General features: G+C 70.4%; 17 protein-coding genes. 8 read left to right on the top strand and 9 right to left on the bottom strand.

What is annotated here, in order from left to right; genetic code table 11:
- Positions 1 to 65 precede the first annotated feature (65 nt).
- From BGO46_RS01345 to BGO46_RS01320, 6 genes are all read left to right on the top strand, one after another.
- Positions 66 to 1,583: an ABC transporter ATP-binding protein gene (locus BGO46_RS01345; protein WP_292674398.1), complete on the top strand. Its 1,518-nt coding sequence runs from the start codon at positions 66 to 68 to the stop codon at positions 1,581 to 1,583.
- Positions 1,580 to 2,848 (top strand): ABC transporter permease, encoded by a 1,269-nt coding sequence (locus tag BGO46_RS01340; protein ID WP_292674401.1) that lies wholly within the window; start codon positions 1,580 to 1,582, stop codon positions 2,846 to 2,848. Before BGO46_RS01345 ends, BGO46_RS01340 begins: the two co-directional genes overlap by 4 nt.
- On the top strand, positions 2,845 to 4,125 hold the full coding sequence (locus BGO46_RS01335; RefSeq protein ID WP_292674404.1) for an ABC transporter permease: 1,281 nt from the start codon (positions 2,845 to 2,847) through the stop codon (positions 4,123 to 4,125). Before BGO46_RS01340 ends, BGO46_RS01335 begins: the two co-directional genes overlap by 4 nt.
- A gap of 2 nt (positions 4,126 to 4,127) precedes the next feature.
- Complete coding sequence (locus tag BGO46_RS01330) at positions 4,128 to 4,526, top strand: cytidine deaminase (protein WP_292674407.1); 399 nt, start codon at positions 4,128 to 4,130, stop codon at positions 4,524 to 4,526.
- Positions 4,523 to 5,872 carry a thymidine phosphorylase gene (locus BGO46_RS01325; protein WP_292674410.1) on the top strand — a complete coding sequence of 450 codons (1,350 nt, stop codon included), beginning with the start codon at positions 4,523 to 4,525 and terminating at the stop codon, positions 5,870 to 5,872. The genes BGO46_RS01330 and BGO46_RS01325 overlap by 4 nt, the downstream gene beginning before the upstream one ends.
- 107 nt (positions 5,873 to 5,979) lie before the next feature.
- A complete protein-coding gene (locus tag BGO46_RS01320; RefSeq protein ID WP_292674413.1) occupies positions 5,980 to 7,095 on the top strand; it encodes an adenosine deaminase in 1,116 nt (371 codons plus the stop codon).
- A gap of 162 nt (positions 7,096 to 7,257) precedes the next feature.
- On the opposite strand, the gene BGO46_RS01315 is transcribed toward BGO46_RS01320, so the two are convergent.
- The 6 genes from BGO46_RS01315 to BGO46_RS01290 all read right to left on the bottom strand — a co-directional run bounded on the left by BGO46_RS01315 (position 7,258) and on the right by BGO46_RS01290 (position 13,035).
- The gene (locus tag BGO46_RS01315) at positions 7,258 to 8,412 is read right to left on the bottom strand and encodes a mannitol-1-phosphate 5-dehydrogenase (protein ID WP_292674416.1); all 1,155 of its coding nucleotides are present in this window, start codon (positions 8,410 to 8,412) and stop codon (positions 7,258 to 7,260) included.
- Positions 8,413 to 8,422: 10 nt separating this feature from the next.
- A complete protein-coding gene (locus BGO46_RS01310; RefSeq protein WP_292674419.1) occupies positions 8,423 to 8,860 on the bottom strand; it encodes a PTS sugar transporter subunit IIA in 438 nt (145 codons plus the stop codon).
- A 138-nt stretch (positions 8,861 to 8,998) separates the two neighbouring features.
- Complete coding sequence (locus BGO46_RS01305) at positions 8,999 to 10,663, bottom strand: PTS mannitol transporter subunit IICB (protein WP_292674422.1); 1,665 nt, start codon at positions 10,661 to 10,663, stop codon at positions 8,999 to 9,001.
- Between the two features lie 30 nt (positions 10,664 to 10,693).
- A complete protein-coding gene (gene ptsP, locus BGO46_RS01300; RefSeq protein WP_292674425.1) occupies positions 10,694 to 12,355 on the bottom strand; it encodes a phosphoenolpyruvate--protein phosphotransferase in 1,662 nt (553 codons plus the stop codon).
- 48 nt (positions 12,356 to 12,403) lie between these two features.
- Entirely contained in the window at positions 12,404 to 12,679 is a 276-nt protein-coding gene (locus BGO46_RS01295) for an HPr family phosphocarrier protein (protein ID WP_292674428.1), read from the bottom strand.
- Positions 12,676 to 13,035 carry a PTS sugar transporter gene (locus BGO46_RS01290; RefSeq protein ID WP_292674430.1) on the bottom strand — a complete coding sequence of 120 codons (360 nt, stop codon included), beginning with the start codon at positions 13,033 to 13,035 and terminating at the stop codon, positions 12,676 to 12,678. The genes BGO46_RS01295 and BGO46_RS01290 overlap by 4 nt, the downstream gene beginning before the upstream one ends.
- A gap of 108 nt (positions 13,036 to 13,143) precedes the next feature.
- Between BGO46_RS01290 and BGO46_RS01285 the strand changes: the two genes are divergently transcribed.
- Positions 13,144 to 15,105, top strand: coding sequence for a PTS sugar transporter subunit IIA (locus BGO46_RS01285; RefSeq protein WP_292674432.1), 1,962 nt, complete (start codon positions 13,144 to 13,146; stop codon positions 15,103 to 15,105).
- A 268-nt stretch (positions 15,106 to 15,373) separates the two neighbouring features.
- On the opposite strand, the gene BGO46_RS01280 is transcribed toward BGO46_RS01285, so the two are convergent.
- From BGO46_RS01280 to BGO46_RS01270, 3 genes are all read right to left on the bottom strand, one after another.
- Positions 15,374 to 15,946, bottom strand: a complete 573-nt coding sequence (locus BGO46_RS01280) for a GNAT family protein (protein ID WP_292674434.1) — start codon at positions 15,944 to 15,946, stop codon at positions 15,374 to 15,376.
- Between the two features lie 225 nt (positions 15,947 to 16,171).
- Positions 16,172 to 17,851, bottom strand: coding sequence for a phospho-sugar mutase (locus BGO46_RS01275; protein ID WP_292674436.1), 1,680 nt, complete (start codon positions 17,849 to 17,851; stop codon positions 16,172 to 16,174).
- Positions 17,848 to 18,681, bottom strand: coding sequence for a purine-nucleoside phosphorylase (locus tag BGO46_RS01270; RefSeq protein ID WP_292674437.1), 834 nt, complete (start codon positions 18,679 to 18,681; stop codon positions 17,848 to 17,850). Before BGO46_RS01270 ends, BGO46_RS01275 begins: the two co-directional genes overlap by 4 nt.
- Before the next feature lie 111 nt (positions 18,682 to 18,792).
- Here BGO46_RS01270 and BGO46_RS01265 point away from each other — a divergent pair, with 111 nt between their 5' ends.
- On the top strand, positions 18,793 to 20,244 hold the full coding sequence (locus tag BGO46_RS01265) for an NAD(P)H-quinone dehydrogenase (protein ID WP_292674438.1): 1,452 nt from the start codon (positions 18,793 to 18,795) through the stop codon (positions 20,242 to 20,244).
- Positions 20,245 to 20,256: the final 12 nt, after the last annotated feature.

Raw genomic sequence — 20,256 nt, 5'->3', positions numbered from 1 at the left:
TGCCTCCCCATTCGCACGTCCTGTCCATCTGTGCGCACGGCGCACCGCTCAATAGGATCGGGAGCATGAAGCTCGAACTCCGCGGCATCACCAAGCGGTTCGGCACCCTGGTCGCCAACGATCACATCGATCTTGTCGTCGAGCCCGGGCAGATCCACTGCCTGCTCGGCGAGAACGGCGCCGGCAAGTCGACACTCATGAACGTGCTCTACGGCCTGTACACGGCCGACGAGGGCACCATCCTGCTCGACGACCGCGTGCAGAACTTCCAGGGTCCCGGCGACGCGATGCGTGCCGGCATCGGCATGGTGCACCAGCACTTCATGCTGATCCCCGTCTTCACCGTCGCCGAGAACGTGATGCTCGGCCACGAGTCCACCAAGGCCCTCGGCGTCCTCGACCTGGATGCGGCCCGCGCACGCGTGCGTGAGATCTCCGCCCGATTCGGTTTCGACGTCGATCCGGATGCCCTCGTCGGAGACCTCCCCGTCGGCGTGCAGCAGCGCGTCGAGATCATCAAGGCGCTCTCGCGCGACGCGCAGGTCCTCGTCTTCGACGAGCCGACCGCCGTCCTCACGCCGCAAGAGACCGACGAGCTCATGGGCATCATGCGGCAGCTGCGCGACGCGGGCGCCGCCATCGTCTTCATCACGCACAAGCTGCGCGAAGTCCGCGAAGTCGCGGACAAGATCACCGTCATCCGCCTCGGCAAGGTCGTCGGCGAAGCCAGCCCCACGTCTTCCAACGCCGACCTCGCCTCGATGATGGTCGGCCGTGCCGTCGAGCTGACGGTGCACAAGGATGCCCCGAAGCTCACCGACAGCAGACTCGAGGTCGCCGGGCTCACGGTGCTCGACCCGTTCGGCACCGTGCTCGTCAACGACGTGTCGTTCGAGGTGCGCGGCGGCGAGGTGCTCGCGATCGCGGGCGTCCAGGGCAACGGGCAGACCGAGCTCACCGAGGCGCTCCTGGGCATGCAGTCGCAGGTGCGCGGCTCGATCACGCTGAACGGACGCGAGCTCGTCGGCCAGAGCATCCGTCGCATCCTCGACGCGGGCGTCGGGTTCGTCCCCGAGGATCGCAATGAAGACGGCCTCGTCGGCGACTTCACGATCGCCGAGAACCTCATGCTCGACCGCTCCGACGGAGCTCCCTTCGTCAAGGGCGGCAACCTCCAACGGGGATACCTCGCCGAATTTGCGCGCGAGAAGTTCGATGAGTTCGACGTCCGCGCGCCCGGAATCGACACGCATGTCGGGCAGCTGTCCGGCGGCAACCAGCAGAAGGTTGTCATCGCGCGCGAGATGAGCCGCGACCTCACGCTGCTGGTCGCCGCCCAGCCCACGCGCGGCGTCGACGTCGGATCGATCGAGTTCATTCACAAGCGCATCATCGAAACCCGCGACGCCGGCATCCCCGTCGTCGTCGTCTCGACCGAACTCGACGAGGTGGCCGCCCTCGCCGATCGCATCATGGTGATGTACCGCGGCCGCATCGTCGGGATCGTCCCCGGCGACACCGCACGCGAGACGCTGGGCCTCATGATGGCCGGCGAATCGCCGACCGAGGGAGCGGCCGCATGAGCACCGACACCCCCGCAACCGACGTCGCGCCGCCGTCGAAGTGGCACGACACGTGGTTGAAGATCACCCAGGGCAACGCCATCATCTCGGTGCTCGCCGTCGTCCTGGCTCTCATCGTCGGCGGCATCATGATCGCCTTCACCGACAAGGATGTGCAGGCGGCATCCGCGTACTTCTTCGCGCGCCCTGGTGACACCCTCGTCGCGATCTGGCAGTCGGTCGCGGGCGGCTACAGCGCGCTGTTCCGCGGTGCGATCTACAACTTCGAGGCGCCGACGTTCGCCCGTGCCATCCGGCCGCTCACCGAGACGCTCACGTATGCGACGCCGCTCATCGCCGCCGGTCTCGGCGTCGCACTGACGTTCCGCGTCGGCATGTTCAACATCGGTGGCCGTGGCCAGATGCTGATGGCCGCCGCCGGCGCCGGCTGGGTCGCGTTCTCGTTCGACCTGCCGTGGGGCATCCACATGCTCGTCGCACTCTTCGTCGGCATGCTGTGCGGCGCCCTGTGGGCCGGCATCGCGGGTCTGCTGAAGGCACGCACGGGCGCGCACGAGGTGATCGTGACGATCATGCTCAACTACATCGCGTTCTACCTGATCTCGTGGATGCTGCGCACGCAGGGTCTGCTGCAGGCGCCGGGCTCGAACAACCCGAAGACGCCGGCCATGAAGGAGACGGCGATCCTCCCGGCGCTGTTCGGGCCGCAGTTCAACCTGCACTTCGGATTCATCCTCGTCATCGGCGCGACGATCCTCGTGTGGTGGATCCTCAGCCGGTCGAACCTCGGCTTCAAATTCCGCGCCGTGGGCCTGAACCCCAACGCGGCACGCGTCGCGGGCATCGACGTGAAGAACATGTACGTCTACGCGATGCTCATCGCCGGTGCGCTCGCCGGTCTCGCCGGCGTCAACCAAGTGCTCGGCACGATCACGACGGGCTTCTCGGCCGACATCGACGCCGGCATCGGCTTCGACGCGATCACGGTCGCGCTGCTGGGGCGTTCGACGCCGTGGGGCACCTTCGCCGCAGGCATCCTGTTCGGTGCGTTCAAGGCCGGTGGCTACTCGATGCAGGCCGCCGAGCAGATCCCGGTCGAGATCGTCACCGTCGTGCAGTCGGTGATCGTGCTTTTCATCGCGGCGCCGCCGCTCGTGCGCACGATCTTCTTCCTGCCCTCGCCCGAGCGTGACCGGCGTCGTGCCGAGAAGGCACGGCAGAAAGAGCTGAAAGCCGAAGTCCAGGCAGAGGAGGTGGCGTCGTGAGCGCGTCCGTGGCCGTGTCGACCGACGAGGTCGTCCCCGAGACCACCCTCATCCGCAGCTGGAAGGCGCCGATCGCCCTCGCGGTGTTCGCGGTGCTGTTCGCGGTGCTGATCTTCGCGGCCCCGCGCAGCGGCGAGACCACGTTCCGGCTGTCGACCGCGCAGGACTCGCTCGCGCTGCCCGACCTCGTCGTGCCCGTGGGCCCGACGGTCACGGTGTGCCTGACCGTGCTCGTCCTGCTCACGGCGCTGTCGGCGTTCTTCGTACGCAGCCACGGACGCTCGCCGCTGTGGCTGGTGTCGGTGTACATCCTGGTGGCGATCGTCGGGTTCCTGACGTGGGCTGCCAGCGGCGCGTCGCTGCCCGTGCCGGGACTGCTGTCGGGCGCGCTGACGCTCGCCGTGCCGCTCATCTACGGCGCCCTCGCCGGTGTCATCGGCGAGCGTGCCGGTGTCGTCAACATCGCGATCGAGGGCCAGCTGCTCGCGGGCGCCTTCACGGCGGCCGTCATCGGATCGGTGACGGGGCAGCCGTTCCTCGGCATGGCGGGTGCCATGATCGCGGGCGCGCTGGTCGCCTTCGTGCTTGCGGCGTTCGCGATCAAGTACCTCGTCGAGCAGGTCATCGTCGGTGTCGTGCTGAACGTGCTCGTCACGGGCCTCACGAGCTTCTTCTACTCGCAGGTGCTGCAGCCCAACGCCGCCGCACTCAACACGCCGCCGCGGCTCGAGCGCCTGCCGATCCCGCTGCTGAGTGACATCCCGGTCATCGGGCCGGTGCTGTTCCGCCAGACGATCCTCGTGTACCTCATGTACGTCATCGTCTTCGTCGTGTGGTTCGCGATGTTCCGCACGCGCTGGGGTCTGCGCCTGCGCGCCGTCGGCGAGCACCCGCAGGCCGCCGACACCGTCGGCATCAAGGTCAACGCGACCCGGTTCTGGAACGTCCTGCTCGCCGGAGCCATCGCGGGCCTGGGCGGCACGGTGTTCACGATCGGCAACGGCATCGCCTTCAACAAGGAGATGACCGCCGGCGCGGGCTTCATTGCGCTCGCGGCCGTGATCTTTGGCCAGTGGGATCCGATCAAGGCGACCCTTGCGGCGCTGCTGTTCGGCTTCGCCTCGAGTCTGCAGAACTCGCTCAGCGTCATCGGATCGCCGGTGCCGAGCGAGTTCATGCTCATGCTCCCGTACGTCGTCACGATCTTCGTGGTCGCCGGTGTCGTCGGGAAATCGCGCGCCCCCGCCGCGGACGGCGTGCCGTACGTGAAGGGATGACGATGACCGACATCGATTGGGACGAGCTGCGGCACGTCGCCACCGAGGCCATGCAGCGCGCCTACGCGCCGTACTCGCGCTACCGCGTGGGGGCGGCGGCGCTCGTGAGCGACGGTCGCATCGTCTCGGGCTGCAACATCGAGAACGCCTCGTACGGCGTGGGGCTGTGCGCGGAGTGCGCGCTCGTCGGCGACCTGCACATGTCGGGCGGCGGAGAGCTCGTCGCGTTCGTGTGCGTCAACAACGACGGCGAGACGATCATGCCGTGCGGCCGCTGCCGCCAGCTGCTCAACGAGTTCGCGCTGCCCGGCATGCTGCTGGAGACCGTGTCGGGCATCCGCACGATCGACGAAGTGCTGCCGGATGCCTTCGGCCCGCGCGACCTCGAGGCTGCCCGATGACCGCCGTGGTCCCTGAGCCTGTGGTCCCCGAGCCTGTTGAGGGGCCGGTCGAGGCGCCCGCCGTCGAGCCCTTCGACGCCGTCGACGTCATCCGCACCAAGCGCGACGGCGGTGCCGTGCCCGACGACGCGCTGCGCTGGATGATCGACGCCTACACGCGCGAGTACGTCGCCGATTCGCAGATGGCGGCGTTCGCGATGGCGGTGCTGCTGAACGGCATGACCCGCGACGAGATCCGCGTCATGACCGACGCGATGATCGCGTCGGGGGAGCGGATGAGCTTCGCCGGTCTCGGCAAGCGCACCGTCGACAAGCACTCGACGGGTGGCGTCGGCGACAAGATCACCCTGCCGCTCGCACCCCTCGTGGCATCCTTCGGCGTCGCCGTGCCGCAGCTGTCGGGCCGGGGTCTCGGCCATACCGGCGGCACGCTCGACAAGCTCGAGTCGATCCCGGGCTGGCGCGCTGCGCTGTCGAACGACGAGATGACGGCGCAGCTGCGGGGCGTCGGCGCGGTCATCTGCGCCGCCGGCTCGGGTCTCGCACCCGCCGACAAGCGCCTGTACGCGCTGCGCGATGTCACCGGGACGGTTGAGGCGATCCCGCTGATCGCCTCGAGCATCATGTCGAAGAAGATCGCGGAGGGCACCGACGCGCTCGTGCTCGACGTCAAGTTCGGCTCCGGCGCGTTCATGCAGGACGTCGAGAAGGCGCGCGAGCTCGCGCGCACGATGGTCGCGCTCGGCACCGACTCGGGCGTCGCGACGACGGCTCTGCTGACCGACATGAACACGCCGCTGGGCCTCGCGATCGGCAATGCGAACGAGGTGCGCGAATCCATCGAGGTGCTCGCCGGCGGCGGCCCCGCCGACGTCGTCGAGCTGACCGTCGCGCTCGCACGCGAGATGCTCGCGCTCGCAGGGCTCCCTGATGCCGATGTCGAGGCGGCGCTGCGGGACGGCCGCGCGATGGACGCGTGGCGCGAGATGATCCGTGCGCAGGACGGCGATCCGGATGCCGCGCTACCGACGCCGCGCGAGACGCACGTCGTCACGGCATCCGCTGCGGGCGTCGTGACGCGCCTCGAGGCCCTGCCGTTCGGCATCGCGGCGTGGCGCCTGGGCGCGGGCCGCGCGCGTGCGCAGGATCCCGTGGTGCACGCGGCGGGCATCGACCTGCACGTGAAGCCCGGCGATGCCGTCACCGCAGGACAGCCCCTGTTCACCTTGCTCGCCGATGATGAGAACCGCTTCGCGCGCGCGCTCGACGCCGTCGAGGGCGCCTGGGAGATCGGCGCCGTGGCGCCGTCGCCCAGCCCGCTCGTCCTGGAGCGCATCACCGCCTGACCCCCTGGCCCCTGAGCTTGTCGAAGGGCCGACCGCACCACCCTCTGGTCCCTGAGCTTGTCGAAGGGCCACCCGCACCACCCGCATCCACCCGAGGAGCACCACTCATGGCTATCGACCAGCACGGCGACGCGAAGCTCGACGGCGTCTCGATCCGCTCTCTGCCGAAGGTGTCGCTGCACGACCACCTCGACGGCGCGCTGCGGCCGCAGACGATCATCGAACTGGCTGACGAGATCGACCTCGAGGTGCCGGCGGATGACGCCGACGACCTCGCCGACTGGTTCGAGGATCAGAGCGACTCGGGGTCGCTGGTCGAGTACCTCAAGACCTTCGACCTGACGACCGCCGTCATGCAGACCGCCGACGGGCTGCGCCGCGTCGCGAAGGAGTTCGTCGAAGACCTCGCCGCCGACGGCGTGATCTACGGCGAGGTGCGCTGGGCGCCCGAGCAGCACCTCGGCGCAGGACTCTCGCTCGAAGAGGCCGTCGAGGCCGTGCAGGAGGGCATCGAAGAGGGCGAGGATGCCGTGTCGGGCACGGGCCGCGACATCCGTGTCGGTCAGCTGATCACCGCGATGCGGCACGCCGACCGGTCGCTCGAGATTGCGAAGCTCGCCGTCGCGTTCCGCGGCCGCGGCGCCGTCGGGTTCGACATCGCCGGTGCCGAGGACGGGTTCCCCGCGTCGAACCATCGGGATGCTTTCGACTACTTGGCATCCCACTTCTTCCCCGTCACGGTGCACGCCGGTGAGGCTGCCGGTCTCGACTCGATCCGCTCGGCGCTCATCGACGGACGTGCGCTGCGGCTCGGGCACGGCGTGCGCATCGCGGAGGACCTCGAGGTCGTCCAGCAGAAGGGCGACGAGGTGCTCGTGACCTTCGGCGACCTGGCCCGCTGGGTGCGCGACCGCGAGATCCCGCTGGAGCTCTCGCCCTCGTCGAACCTGCAGACCGGCGCGATCGCGAAGTGGGGAACCTCGCTCGAGGATCACCCCTTCGACCTGCTGTATCAGCTGGGCTTCGCCGTCACGGTCAACGTCGACAACCGCACGATGAGCCGCACGTCGCTCACGCGCGAGCTTGCGCTGCTCGCCGACACGTTCGAGTACCGCCTGGAAGACCTCGAGGCGTTCCAGCTGAACGCCGCCGCCGGCGCCTTCCTCTCGGTCGAAGAGCGCGAAGAGCTCATCGAGCTGATCGGCGAGGGCTTCGGCGGCTGACCCGCGCCCCGTCGCCCGCGCCGGCGCCGGCCGTTCTACGCCGAGACTGCAGTGGTGCACCGAGACTGCACACCATCGGTGCTGTCTCGGTGCACCACTGCTGTTTCGCGGGTGGGGCGGCCCGGCGCCCAGCCCGTCGGCCGCGGCGCCCCGCGGCCCGCGCTACACCCCGAGGTCGGACTGGCGCGCGCGGACGACCTCGGCGACCTGCGCGAAGAGGGGATGCCCGGGTTCCAGGCCCGTCACCGAGGCGGTGAAGGCGTCGGCGTCCTCGGCGCGCAAGCGCTGCTGCAGCTGCACCGACTGCTCGTCCTCGGCGTCGTCGAACGCGAGGGCGGCGCCCATCGCGGCCACGAGCGCCGACGTCGACAGCCCCCGCTCGGCGGCCGCCGCGGCGGGCCCGACGAACCGCTCGTGGCGTGAGAGCTTGCGCAGCGGCTGACGCCCGACGCGCCCGACGGTGTCGGGCAGCGCGGGGTTGGCGAACCGGCGCAGGATCGTCGCGCGATAGGCGGCGAGGTCGGCGGCATCCAGTCCGTGTACGGCCTCGAGCAGCGCGGAGGTCTCCTCCAGCGCCGCCGACACCTTCGCGGCGATGGCGCCGTTGGCGAGGGCATCCGAGATCTTCTCGATGCCCTCCTGGGCTCCGAAGTACGCGGTCGCGGCGTGCCCCGTGTTGACCGTGAACAGCTTGCGCTCGATGTAGGGCGCCAGGTCGTCGACGAAATGGGCGCCCGGGATCGTCGGGGGGGTGTCGCCGAACGGCCCGCGCTCGATCGCCCACTCGAAGAACGGCTCGACGGTGACGTCGACGCCCGCGCCCGGCGGCTGGGCCGGCACGATGCGGTCGACGGCTGTGTTGGCGAACACGGCGCGGCCCGACACGGCGTCCCATGCGTCGCCGGCCTGCGCCTGGATCTCCTCGCGCAACAGATCGGTGGCGTTGATGGCGTTCTCGCATGCCATGATCTGCAGCGGCGGCGACCCGGGGTCGCGCAGAGCCAGACCGGCGAGGATGTGCGGGGCGACGAACTTCAGGATCGTGGGACCCACGGCCGTCGTCACGATGTTCGCGGTCGCGACCTCGTCGATGACGGCCTGCGGGTCGGTCTGGCTGTTGACGGCGCGGAAGCCGGTCACGACGGTGTCAACACCGCCCTCACCGACCTCGTGCACGGTGTACTCGGAGACGGCGTTGATCGCGTCGACGAGGGGAGTGGCCACGTCGGAGAACACGAGTTCGTAGCCGCCCTCGTGCAGCAGCAGCCCGACGAACCCGCGCCCGATGTTGCCGGCGCCGAAGTGAACGGCTTTCATGGCGTCAGCCCTACTCGTTGACCGACGAGAGCAGCGCGAACAGCTCTTCGGGGGTCTGCGCGGTCTTCAGGCGCGCGACGTCGTCGTCCTCGGAGAAGATCAGTGCGATCTGCGACAGGATGTCGAGGTGCTCGTCGCCCTTGCCGGCGATGCCGACGACGAAGGTCACCGGCTGCCCGCCCCAGTCGATCCCGCCGTCGTACCGGACGAACGACAGCGCCGAGTCGAGGATCGTGTCCTTCGTCTCGTTCGTGCCGTGCGGAATCGCGAGCTCGTTGCCCATGTAGGTGGACACCGTCTCTTCGCGCTGCAGCATGGCGTCGAAGTAGGCGCCGGTCACCGCCCCGGCATCCTGCAGGATGCTCGCGGCCTCGCGCATCGCCTCTTCCTTGCTCACGGACCCGGGGTGGATCCGGATCTGCCCGACGTTCAGCACGCTGCGTGCCATGGTGCGCTCCTTCTGTGGTGTCTCTCGTGGTGTGTTGGCTCGTGTGCCCCGCCGGCGGCGGGATCGCGTCCGCCGGAGCGGCTGCGGAGACGGCCGCGTGGCCGGGGGCATCTCGCCGGCCCGGCCACGCGGTATCGGTCAGCCCTGGTCGGGGTGCTGGCTGCGGACGATGTCCACGACCTCGTCGTACTTGGGCGAGTTCATGAAGTTGTCCACCGAGACGTGCACGGCCTCGGGCGTGCGCGCGCGGGCGCGGTCGGTGAGCTGCTGTTGCGTGATCACGAGGTCTTCGCTGCCGTCGAGGTTCGCGATGGCCTTGTTGGTCACCGAGACGTCGCCGAAGCCGGCCTTCTTGATCTTGTTGCGCAGCACGCTCGCACCCATCGCCGACGACCCCATGCCGGCGTCGCACGCGAACACGATGTTGGCGATGGGCTTGGTCACCGCGGCCGTCACGCCGCCGGACACGGCGTCCGCGGCGAGATCAGCCTGCACCGGAGCCTGGTCGGCGCCGACCGCGGCGCTGGCGGCAGCCCCCGCACGCAGCCCCGCCAGAGCGTCGGAACTCTTGCCCTTGTTCGCCTCGGTCTGGGCGATCGCCGCCTCGAACGAGGCGCTCGAGTCGGCGGCCAGATCACGCTTGCGCGATGCGCGCAGGATCACACCCGCGATGAGGAACGTCACGGTCGCCGCGAGGATCACCGACAGGTACACGACGAGCAGGTTGCCGGCGCCGCCCGCCTCGGGCGTCAACGCCGCGGCGGTGACCGCGATGATGCTGCCCGGAGCCGCGGGGAAGGACAGACCACCGCCGAGCAGCATGTTGGTCGTCACACCCGTCGCGCCACCCGCGATCAGGGCGAGGATCGTCAGCGGCTTGGCGAGCGCGTACGGGAAGTAGATCTCGTGGATGCCACCGAAGAACTGGATGACGATCGCGCCGGGCGCCGAAGCCTTCGCGGCCCCCACACCGAAGAAGGTGAAGGCGAGCAGCAGGCCGAGGCCCGGTCCGGGGTTGGCCTCGATGAGGAACAGGATCGACTTGCCGGTGTCGGCGGCCTGCTGGATCCCCAACGGGGTGAACACGCCATGGTTGATGGCGTTGTTGAGGAACAGCACCTTCGCGGGTTCGACGATGACCGACAGGATCGGCAGCAGGTTGAAATCGACCAGCCAGCCGACGATGCCGCCGAGGAACGTCGAGATGCCGAGCATGACGGGACCGAAGGCGAAGAAGCCGACGATGGCCAGGAGCATGCCCAGGATGCCGGCGGAGAAGTTGTTCACCAGCATCTCGAAGCCGGGGCGGATCTTGCCGTCCCACAGCCTGTCCATCTGCTTGGTGACCCAGGCAGCGAGCGGCCCCATGATCATCGCGCCGAGGAACATCGGGATGTTGGTGCCGACGATGACGCCCATCGTCGCGATCGACGCGACGACACCACCGCGCTCGCCGTAGACCATGCGGCCGCCGGTGTTCGCGATGAGCAGGGGCAGCAGGTAGGTCACCATCGGGCCGACGAGGCCGACGAACGTCGTGAACGTCACGCCGTTGTCGTCTTGGGCCAGCGCGGTCATCGCGCCCTGCCAGCCGATCGTGGCGGCATCACCGAACCCACCCAGCAGATTGGAGACGGGGTACCAGCCCCCGAGCCATCCGGCCGAGATGAAGAGCATCGTGATGAAGCCCCACGCGATGAACGCCGCGATGTTCGGCATGATCATGCCGGAAAGGAACGTTCCGAATCGCTGGACTGCGACCCGTGCCCCTCCCGGTTGCTTCGTGGTTGACGCCGTTGTCATTTGCTGTTCTCCTTCGGGTGGACCGCGCGACTACGCGGCGTTCTCGGCCGCAGCCTGGGCTGCGGCTCGGGCGGATGCCGCGTCATCGGCGGCAAGGGCGGCCTCGGCGATGCGCTGGGCGTCGGCGAGGTCGTACTGCAGAAGCGATGCGCGCACGTCGGCGAGGGCCGTCGGCGCCATCGAGAGCGTCGTCGCACCCATGCCGACCAGCACGACCGCCAGCAGCGGGTCGGCCGCGGCCTCGCCGCAGATGCCGACCGGCTTGCCGTTGGTCTTGCCGCCGTCGGCGGTCGCCTTGATGAGGCGCAGCACAGCGGGATGCCACGGGTCCTGGAACGAGGCGACCGACCCGAGCAGGCGGTCGGCGGCCATCGTGTACTGCGTGAGGTCGTTCGTCCCGATCGAGGCGAAGTCGGCCTCGGCGAGCACGCGGTCGGCCATCAGCGCCGCGGAGGGGACCTCGACCATGACGCCAGCGGTCTTGATGCCGTACTCCTTCGCGAGAGTGACGAAGTACTCCGTTTCCTCGAGGGTCGACACCATCGGCGCCATGACCCACAGGTCGGCTTCGGTCGCGGCATCCGCGTTCGCGAGGGCGGTCAGCTGCTCGCGCAGGATGTCCTCGCTGGCGCGCAGCGCGCGCAGGCCGCGCAGGCCCAGGGCGGGGTTGTCTTCGTGGGCGTCGTTGAGGAAGGCGAGGGGCTTGTCGGCACCGGCATCCAGCGCCCGCACGACGACCTTCTTGCCGGGGAACGCCGCCAGCAGCTCGGTGTACGACTTGGTCTGGTCTTCGACGGTCGGCGCCTGTGTCGCCGACAGGAACAGGAACTCGGTGCGGAACAGGCCCACGCCCTCGGCGCCGAGCTCGACGGCCTCGGCCGCGCCGCCGGGCTTGCCGAGGTTCGCGAGCAGCGGCACGGCGGTGCCGTCCTTGAGCGCGCCGGGCGTGAGGGGAGCGGATGCCGCGGCAGCGCGCGCGTCGGCGCGGTGCTGCGCCTGCTCGAGCTCGTCGGCGGTCGGCGAGGTCGTGACGACGCCCTTCGCGGCATCCACGATGACCGTCTCGCCGTCGACGAGGTCCTTGGCGCTCGCCGCACCGACGACCGCGACGATCGACTTCTCGCGGGCGAGGATCGCGGTGTGCGAGGTCGGCCCGCCGTCGGTGGTGACCAGCGCCAGCACCTTGTCGAGGTCGAGCAGGGCGGTGTCAGCGGGCGCGAGGTCCTTCGCGACGAGGACGAACGGATGCCCCGGGTCGGGCACGCCCGGCGCGGGCAGGCCGCGCAGCCGCGCGATCACCCGCTGCGCGACGTCGTCGAGGTCGGCGGCGCGCTCGCCGAGATAGCCGCCCATCGCGGCGAGGGTGTCGCGGAAGCTCGCGAACGCGGCGTGCACGGCGAACTCGCCGGTCTTGCCGGCGTTGACGCGGGTGGAGACCTCGGTGTCGAGCGTCGGGTCCTCGGCCATCATGGCCTGCGCTTCGAGCACCTCGCGGGCCATGCCGCCGGCCTTCGAGCCGCGCTCCTCGAGCTCGCGGGCGACGGCCGCGACGGCCTCGCGCACGCGCGCGAGCTCTTCGTCGGGGGTCAGCGTCGAGGGAGCGTCTTCGGGGGCGGGAAGCGGCTCCGCCATGCGGGCCACCGGGCCCTGGGCGACGCCGAGTCCGATGCCCACTCCGCGCAGTTCAGTCATGTCCGTGTTCTCCTTGTGATGCTCTTCGATAGTCCGGTCGGGCGCCGGTCAGGCTTCGTCGTGGTCGGTCGTCAGCAGTTCGGCGAGGGTGTCGAGCACGGCCTCGGCCGTGTCGCCGTCGGCGACCAGCGTCACGTAGTCGCCCTTCTCCGCACCCAGCGAGATGACGCCGAGGATGCTCGCGGCGTTGACGGGGGCGCCCGCGCCCTTCGCGATCGTGACGGGGATGCCCGCGTCCTTCACCGCCTGGGCGAACAGCTTCGCGGGGCGGGCATGCAGTCCGTTCGACGATCCGACGCGGATCGTCCGAGTGGCCTCGGTCATGCGGGGTTCCTTTCCGTGGCAGGGGGCAGGTCGGCAGGTGGTTCGCGGTGTTCGCCGTTCAGGGCGGAGTCGACGAGCGCGAGGGTGCGCGTCCCGTCGAGGTCGGTGAAGATGTCCGGCGGCAGCAGCACGACACTCGCCGCCCCATACTCCGCCTGACGACGGATGCGGTCCAGCGCGTCGTGCAGATGGGGTCCGACGAGCACGACGTCCGCGGCATCCAGGTCGATCGGCAGCGACTGCTCGGTGCCGGCGACGGCGGTCAGGTCTCGGCCTGCCGCGTGTGCAGCATGCCGCACCCGCTGCGCCACGAACGTGCTCGACGCTCCGGCGCCGCACACCACGAGGATCCTCATCGATCCGCCTCCTCTTCCGCCATTCTTGTGAAAGACCTGGGAGTGGACAACCACTCTCGCTTCCGCGGGGGCGGAAGACAACCGCGCGGCGCATGGTTGACTGGTTTCGTGAGCAGAACGCGCCAGGATCGGGTCATCGCCCTGCTGGTGCGAGAGGCCGATTGGATGACCGCGGCAGAGCTCGCCGACGTCGTCGGCGTGACCCCGCGTTCGATCCGCAGCTACGTGACCGCGCTCAACGCACGGGTGCCCGACGGGGCCGTCGTCGAGTCCGGCCCACTGGGGTACCGGGCGGGGACGGATGCCGGTGCCGCGCAGCGTGCGGCGATCGATGCAGACAGCCCACGTGAGCGCGTGCACCGCCTCGTGCGGTCGCTGCTCGCGGCATCCGACGGCGTCGACGTGTTCGAGGCAGCCGACCAGTTCCACGTGAGCCCGGCGACGCTCGAGGGCGACCTCGGTCGCGTGCGCGCGCTGCTGGGCGGCACGGGTCTCGTGCTCGAGCGCACCGCCGCCCGCGCTCGACTGCGCGGCACCGAGATGGCGCAGCGCCGGCTGCTGAGCACGCTGGTGCACGACGAGACCGACGAGGGCGCGTTCGACCTCGCCGCCGTGCGCCGCACACTCGGCGAGGGATCGATCGGTGCCGAGGCGTTCGGGCCGTTCAAGAGCGACCTCGTCGCGGGCCTCGGCGCCCTCGGCTACTTCGTCAACGAGTTCGGCATCGGCGACGTCATGCTGCACATCGCGATCACCGCCGACCGCGTCGCGCACGGACGCGCGCTCGACGTCCCGTCCGAGCCGGCGCGTTCGGACGCTCAGGCCGACGCGCAGTTCGACGCCCAAGCCGACGCCCAGGAGCAGGTCAGCGCGCTCGTCGAGCGGCTCTGTGCCGAGCACCTCGACGTGCGCCTGGGCACCGGCGACCGCCGGCATCTCGGCGCGCTCGTGCTGAGCCGCGTCGTCGCGCCGGGGGCGGGAGAGGCGGCATCCGTCATCCGCTCCCGCCTCGAGCCCGATGTCGAACAGGCGGTGCGCGAGGTCGTCGGGCGAGCCGCGGCGGAGTTCCTCGTCGACATCGACCACGAGGACTTCGTCATGCGCCTCGCGCTGCACGTGCAGAACCTGCGCCTGCGCGCACGCGAGCAGGCGTGGTCGCGCAACCCGCTGACCCGGTCGCTCAAGTCGACCTACCCGATGATGTTCGAGATCGCGGTGTTCATCTCGGACGGGCTGCAGGGGATCCTGGGCATCCCACTCATGGACGATGAGATCGCCTACATCGCGATGCACGTCGGCGGGCGCCTCGAACGCAGCCGCCGTGCCGGCGCGCAGCTGACCGCGACGATCGTGTGCCCCGGATACTACGAGCTGCATGAGCTGTTGCGCTCGAGCGTCGACCAGTCGCTCGGGCAGGCGATCGACGTCGTCGGCGTCGAGACGCGCGTCGACCCCGACTGGGATGCCATCGACACCGACCTCATCCTGACGACGATCGACGCGCCCGCGCTGTCGGAGCGGATCGTGCGGATCCAGCCGTTCCTGACCGAGAGCGACGTCGAGCGCGTGCAGGCCGCGGCGGGGCGCGTGCGCCGGGCGCGCCGGCTCGCGCGGCTGCGCGACGAACTGGGGCGGTACTTCTCGGCCGACGCGTTCGTCGGGCGGATCCGGCCCGGGGCGACGGCAGAGATGGTGATCCGCCGGCTCGGCGCGCGCCTGGTGGCGCAGGGCGTCATCGACGACGACTACGTCGAGCGCACCCTCGAGCGCGAACGGCTGTCGTCGACGGCCTTCACCGACGCGCTCGCCGTGCCGCACGCGCTCGGGATGACCGCGACCCGCACGGCGATCGCCGTCGGCATCGCCGACCCGTCGATTGAGTGGGGTGAGGGCCGCGTGCAGGTTGTCGCGATGGTCGCCTTCTCGGAGAGTGATCGCGAGGCGTTCCAGACGGTGTTCGAACAGCTCGTCGAGGTGTTCAGCGAACGCGAGAGCGTGCAGCGCATCGTGCGCCGCGGCGAGACCTTCGCGGCGTTCCTGGACGAGCTCGTCGCCGTCGTCGACGGGTGACGCGCGACGCGTCGCTGTGCCGCGCGCCTGCTCGACCGTGACGGACGCCGCGCTTCGGTGACGCGCGCTGCGTCGCCGTGACGCAACTGCAAGGCCCCGCGTTCGACACGCCGCGCGCGGGCGCGCGTGGCCGGCGTGTCGCGTGGCATCCCTTGCAGTTGCGTCGCGGGTGTGACGGGGTGTGGCACGTCACGCCGCGGGCGGGGCGGGTCAGCCCCGGGGCGAGGCGCCCTCAGCCGGGCGGGGCGCGCTCGGCCGGGCTGGCGCGTCAGCCCCGGGCGAGGCGCTCTTGCAGGCTGCGGCGGACGGCGGGCCACTCGTGCGGGAGGATCGAGTAGACGACCGTGTCGCGCAGCGTGCCGTCCGGCCCGATGCGGTGGTTGCGCAGTACGCCGTCCCGCTTCGCGCCGAGGCGCTCGATCGCGGCGCGCGACTGGCGGTTGTGCCAGTGCGTGCAGAACTGCACGGCGATGGCGTCGCACTGCTCGAACGCGTGGCCGAGCAACAACAGCTTCGCGGCGGTGTTGACAGCCGTGCGCTGCACCGTCGGTGAGAGCCAGGTGTAGCCGATCTCGACGCGCCGGTTGGGCTGGTCGATCGTGCACAAGGTGGTCATGCCGACGGCGCGGCCGCCCGCGATCACCGCGAACGGGTTCATGCGCCCGGCATCCCGCTCGGCGAGTCTGCGGGTGATTTCCTCCGCGGCCGACGCCGGAACCGACGTATACCACGCGTACTCGAGCCCCTCGCGGGCGCTCTCAAGGTCGGCCGCGTGGGCGGCCGCCAGCGGTTCGAGCCGGACGTGGGCGTTCTCGAGGGTGACGGGGTCGGTCAGCAGCACGGCCTCGAGCCTACGGGGTTCATAACTCAGGCAGAATCCCGTCCGAGCGGCGCATTGCGCGCGCTGCGGTGGAATCTGCCTGAGTTATGCGCCGTGGCCCGTTCGCAATTCAGTCTCCGTGACCTCGGTCGGATGCCCGCGCCGCGGAACGGCGCGGGCATCCGACGCGCCAGCAGGCGCAGAGACTGAATTGCGAACGCGACGGGTGGCTCAGGCCCGCGCCATTCAGGCCCGCGCCGCGGCGATCAGGGCGCGGGCGCCCGCGTCGAGCGCGGCGAGGCGCGACGCGGCGTCTGTTGCCGAGTCGCCGCGCACGTCGAGGTACGCCTTGAGCTTGGGCTCCGTGCCGCTGGGCCGCACGATGACGCGCGAGCCGTCGACGAGCCACAGGCGCAGCACGTCGCCGGGCGGGAACCCGTCGACACCGGTGAGCAGATCGTCGATGCGCTCGACGGCGACGTCGCCGATCTGCGCGGGCGGGTCGGCACGCAGCGCGGCCATGATGCGGCCGATCACCGCGACGTCGTCGACGCGCAGCGACACCTGCCCGGACTGGAAGAAGCCGAACGTGTCTGCGAACTCCGCCAGCAGGTCGGCGACGGTCTGCCCCTCTGCGCGGGCCTCGGCGATCATGCCGAGCATCGCGACCGCCGCCGAGACGCCGTCCTTGTCACGGACGGTGTCGGGGTTGACGAGGTAGCCGAGCGCCTCTTCGAAGCCGTAGACGAGTCCCGGGGCGCGGGAGATCCACTTGAACCCCGTCAGCGTCGCGTGGAAGTCCAGGCCGTAGTGCTCGGCGACCGTCTGCAGTCCCGGTGACGAGACGAGCGAGCAGGCCAGTGAACCGGATGCCCCGGCACTCGCCCGCCGCGCGGCGCGCCAGCCGAGCAGCAGCCCCGTCTCGTTGCCGGTGAGCCGCCGCCAGCCACCCTCGGCGCCCTCGTCCGGGATCGCGACGGCGAGGCGGTCGGCGTCGGGGTCGTTGGCGAGGATGAACTCCGCCCCGGCATCCCGCGCCGTCGCGAACGACAGGTCCATGGCGCCGGACTCTTCCGGGTTCGGGAACGCGACCGTGGGGAAGCGCCCGTCCGGCTCGATCTGCGCCTCGACGACAACCGGCAGCGGGTACCCCGCGGCGCGCAGGATCGACGCGAGCGTCTCGTACCCGACGCCGTGCATCGCGGTGTACACCCAGTTCATGCCCGCCGCGCCCGCGGGTGCCGGAGCGACCGCCGCGGTCGCCGCGACATACGCGTCGACGACGGACTCATCGGCGATCTCGTATGCGCCGCGCGGCAGGTCGCCGAGCGGCGTCGTCGCGGCGACGCGGTCGATGTGGGCGGCGATCTCGGCATCCGCCGGCGACACGATCTGCGATCCGTCGTCGGCGCCGCCGAGGTAGACCTTGTAGCCGTTGTCGTCGGGCGGATTGTGGGATGCCGTGACCATGACGCCCGCGGCGGCGCCGAGGTGCCGGACGGCGAACGCGAGCACGGGCGTCGGCAGCAGGCGCGGCAGCAGCACGGCGCGCAGGCCGGCTCCGGCGAACAGCTCGGCGGAATCCTGCGCGAAGACGTCGGAGTTGCGGCGGCCGTCGTATCCGATGACGACGAGCGGCGTGGCATCCGGCCCCGCCTTCTCGCGCAGATAGGCCGCGAGCCCCGCCGCCGCCTGCGAGACGAGCACGCGGTTCATGCGGTTGCTGCCGGCGCCGAGGCGCCCGCGCAGGCCGGCCGTGCCGAACGCGAGGCGCGCGCCGAACCGATCGTCGAGGTCGGCCGCGGCAGAGGCATCCCCGGTGGATGCCGCGTCGATGAGCGCCGAGAGCTCGTCGCGCGTGACGGGGTCGGGGTCTTGCGCGAGCCAGGCTCGCGCCGCCTCCAGGGGCGATGGCGCGGCGCTCACAGCAGGCCGATCACGCGGGCGAGCAAGTCGGAGATGACCGGCTCAGCGGCCTGGCCGGCCTCGATGACCTCGGCGTGGCTCAGGGGAGTGGTCTGGATGCCCGCGGCCAGGTTCGTGATCAGCGAGAACCCGAGGATCTCCATGCCCGCCTGGCGCGCGGCGATCGCCTCGAGCGCCGTCGACATGCCGACGATGTGGCCGCCGATGGTCTTCGCCATCCGCACTTCGGCGGGGGTCTCGTACTGCGGGCCGCGGAACTGGCAGTACACGCCCTCGTCGAGCGAGGGGTCGATCGTGCGTGCGAGGTCGCGCAGGCGCGTCGAGTAGAGGTCGGTCAGGTCGATGAAGGTCGCGCCCTCGAGCGGCGAGTCGCCCGTGAGGTTGATGTGGTCGCTGATGAGGACGGGCGTGCCCGGGCTCCACGTGGTCTTGATGCCGCCCGCGCCGTTGGTGAGCACCATGGTCTTCGCGCCGGTGGCGGCGGCCGTGCGCACGCTGTGCACGACCCGGCGCACGCCGTGGCCCTCGTAGTAGTGGGTGCGCGCGCCGATCACGAGCACGCGCTTGCCCGTGGGCGTCAGGATGCTGCGCAGCGATCCGACGTGGCCGGCGAGGGCGGGCGCGCTGAAGCCGGTGACCTCGGTCGCCGGGATCGTGGCCGTCGTCTCGCCGACGAGCTCGGCGGCCTTGCCCCAGCCGCTTCCGAGCGTGAGGGCGATGTCGTGCTGCTCGACGCCCGTGAGGCGCGTGATGTCGGATGCCGCCTGTGCCGCGATCTCGAACGGATCGGCGGCGGGGTCGTCGAGGGGGTTGCTGTACGTGTCGGACATGCTCCCACGGTAGCCGCGCGCCCCCTGTTCCCGCGAGATTGAAGGTCGAGGCGGGAGGGCTGAGTCCCGCGAGATTGAAGGGCGAGGCGGGAGGGCTGAGAGAATGGAGCAATGTCTCCGAGCTTCGTCCATTCCCAGTCCGTCGCGGTGCTCGGGGGCGGGCCCGGCGGCTACGAGGCGGCGCTCGCCGCCGCGCAGCTCGGCGCGAGTGTAACGCTCGTCGAGCGGGCGGGTGTCGGTGGCGCGGCCGTCATCACCGATGTGGTTCCGTCGAAGAGCCTGATCGCGACCGCTGATGCCGCAGTCGCGATCTCGGAGGCATCCGATCTGGGTGTCGAGTTCTTCGCGAAGGGCGAGTCCGGCCGTCCGCTCAAACCGCAGGTCGCGATCAACCTGGCCGCGGTCAACAAACGGCTGCTCTCGCTCGCGCGGCAGCAGTCCGACGACATGCGGGCGCAGTTGGTGGATGCTGGTGTGCGCATCATCTCGGGACACGGACGCCTCGACGACCACCACTCCCTCGTCGTCGCGACCGGCCCCGGCGGCACGGACTTCGATCGCGTCGAGGCCGACACCCTCGTCGTCGCGGTCGGCGCGTCGCCGCGCGAGCTGCCGACCGCGTGCCCCGACGGCGAGCGGATCCTCACCTGGACGCAGCTCTACGACATGAAGGCGTTGCCCGAGCATCTCATCGTGGTGGGCTCGGGCGTCACCGGCGCCGAGTTCGCATCGGCGTACATGAACCTCGGCGCGCAAGTGACGCTCATCTCGAGCCGCGACCAAGTTCTGCCCGGCGAAGACCGTGACGCCGCCGCCGTCATCGAGAGGGTCTTCACGCGCGGCGGGATGACCGTGCTGTCGAAGTCGCGCGCAGACACCGTCGAGCGGGTCGGCGACGGCGTCGTCGTAACGCTGTCGGATGGCCGCGTCGTCGAGGGCAGCCACTGCCTCATGGCGGTCGGCTCGGTCCCCAACACGGCAGGCATCGGGCTCGCAGAAGCGGGCGTGCAGCTGACCGAGTCGGGGCACATCAACGTCAACCGCGTCGCGCGCACGTCGGTGCCGAACATCTACGCCGCCGGCGACTGCACGACGTTCGTGCCCCTGGCATCGGTCGCCTCGATGCAGGGACGCACCGCGATCTTCCACGCGCTCGGCGACACCGTCATTCCGCTCGAGCGCCGCCGGATCACGGCGAACATCTTCACGGCGCCCGAGATCGCGACGGTCGGCCGGCAAGAGAAGGATGTCGAGACCGGCGCGATCAACGGCTACGTGCACAAGCTGCCACTGGCCGCGAACGCCCGCGCGAAGATGATGGGCATCAAGGACGGCTTCGTCAAGATCATCGCGCGCGAGGGTTCGGGCACCGTGATCGGTGGCGTCATCGTCGCGCCGCGCGCGTCGGAGCTCATCTACCCGATCGCGATCGCGGTCGAGCGCCGCCTCACCGTCGATCAGGTGTCGCGCGTGTTCGCCGTGTTCCCGTCGCTGACGGGCTCGATCACGGATGCCACGCGCGCGATGCACCTCGTCAACCGCGACGACGACTTCTTCGGGTAGCGCGGGCGCCCG

Origin of the sequence: Microbacterium sp. 70-16, from assembly GCF_001898315.1 — a bacterium.
GTDB lineage: Bacteria > Actinomycetota > Actinomycetes > Actinomycetales > Microbacteriaceae > Microbacterium.
The sequence above is the reverse complement of the archived record's forward strand: the minus strand, read 5'-3'. Positions and strand labels throughout refer to the sequence as shown.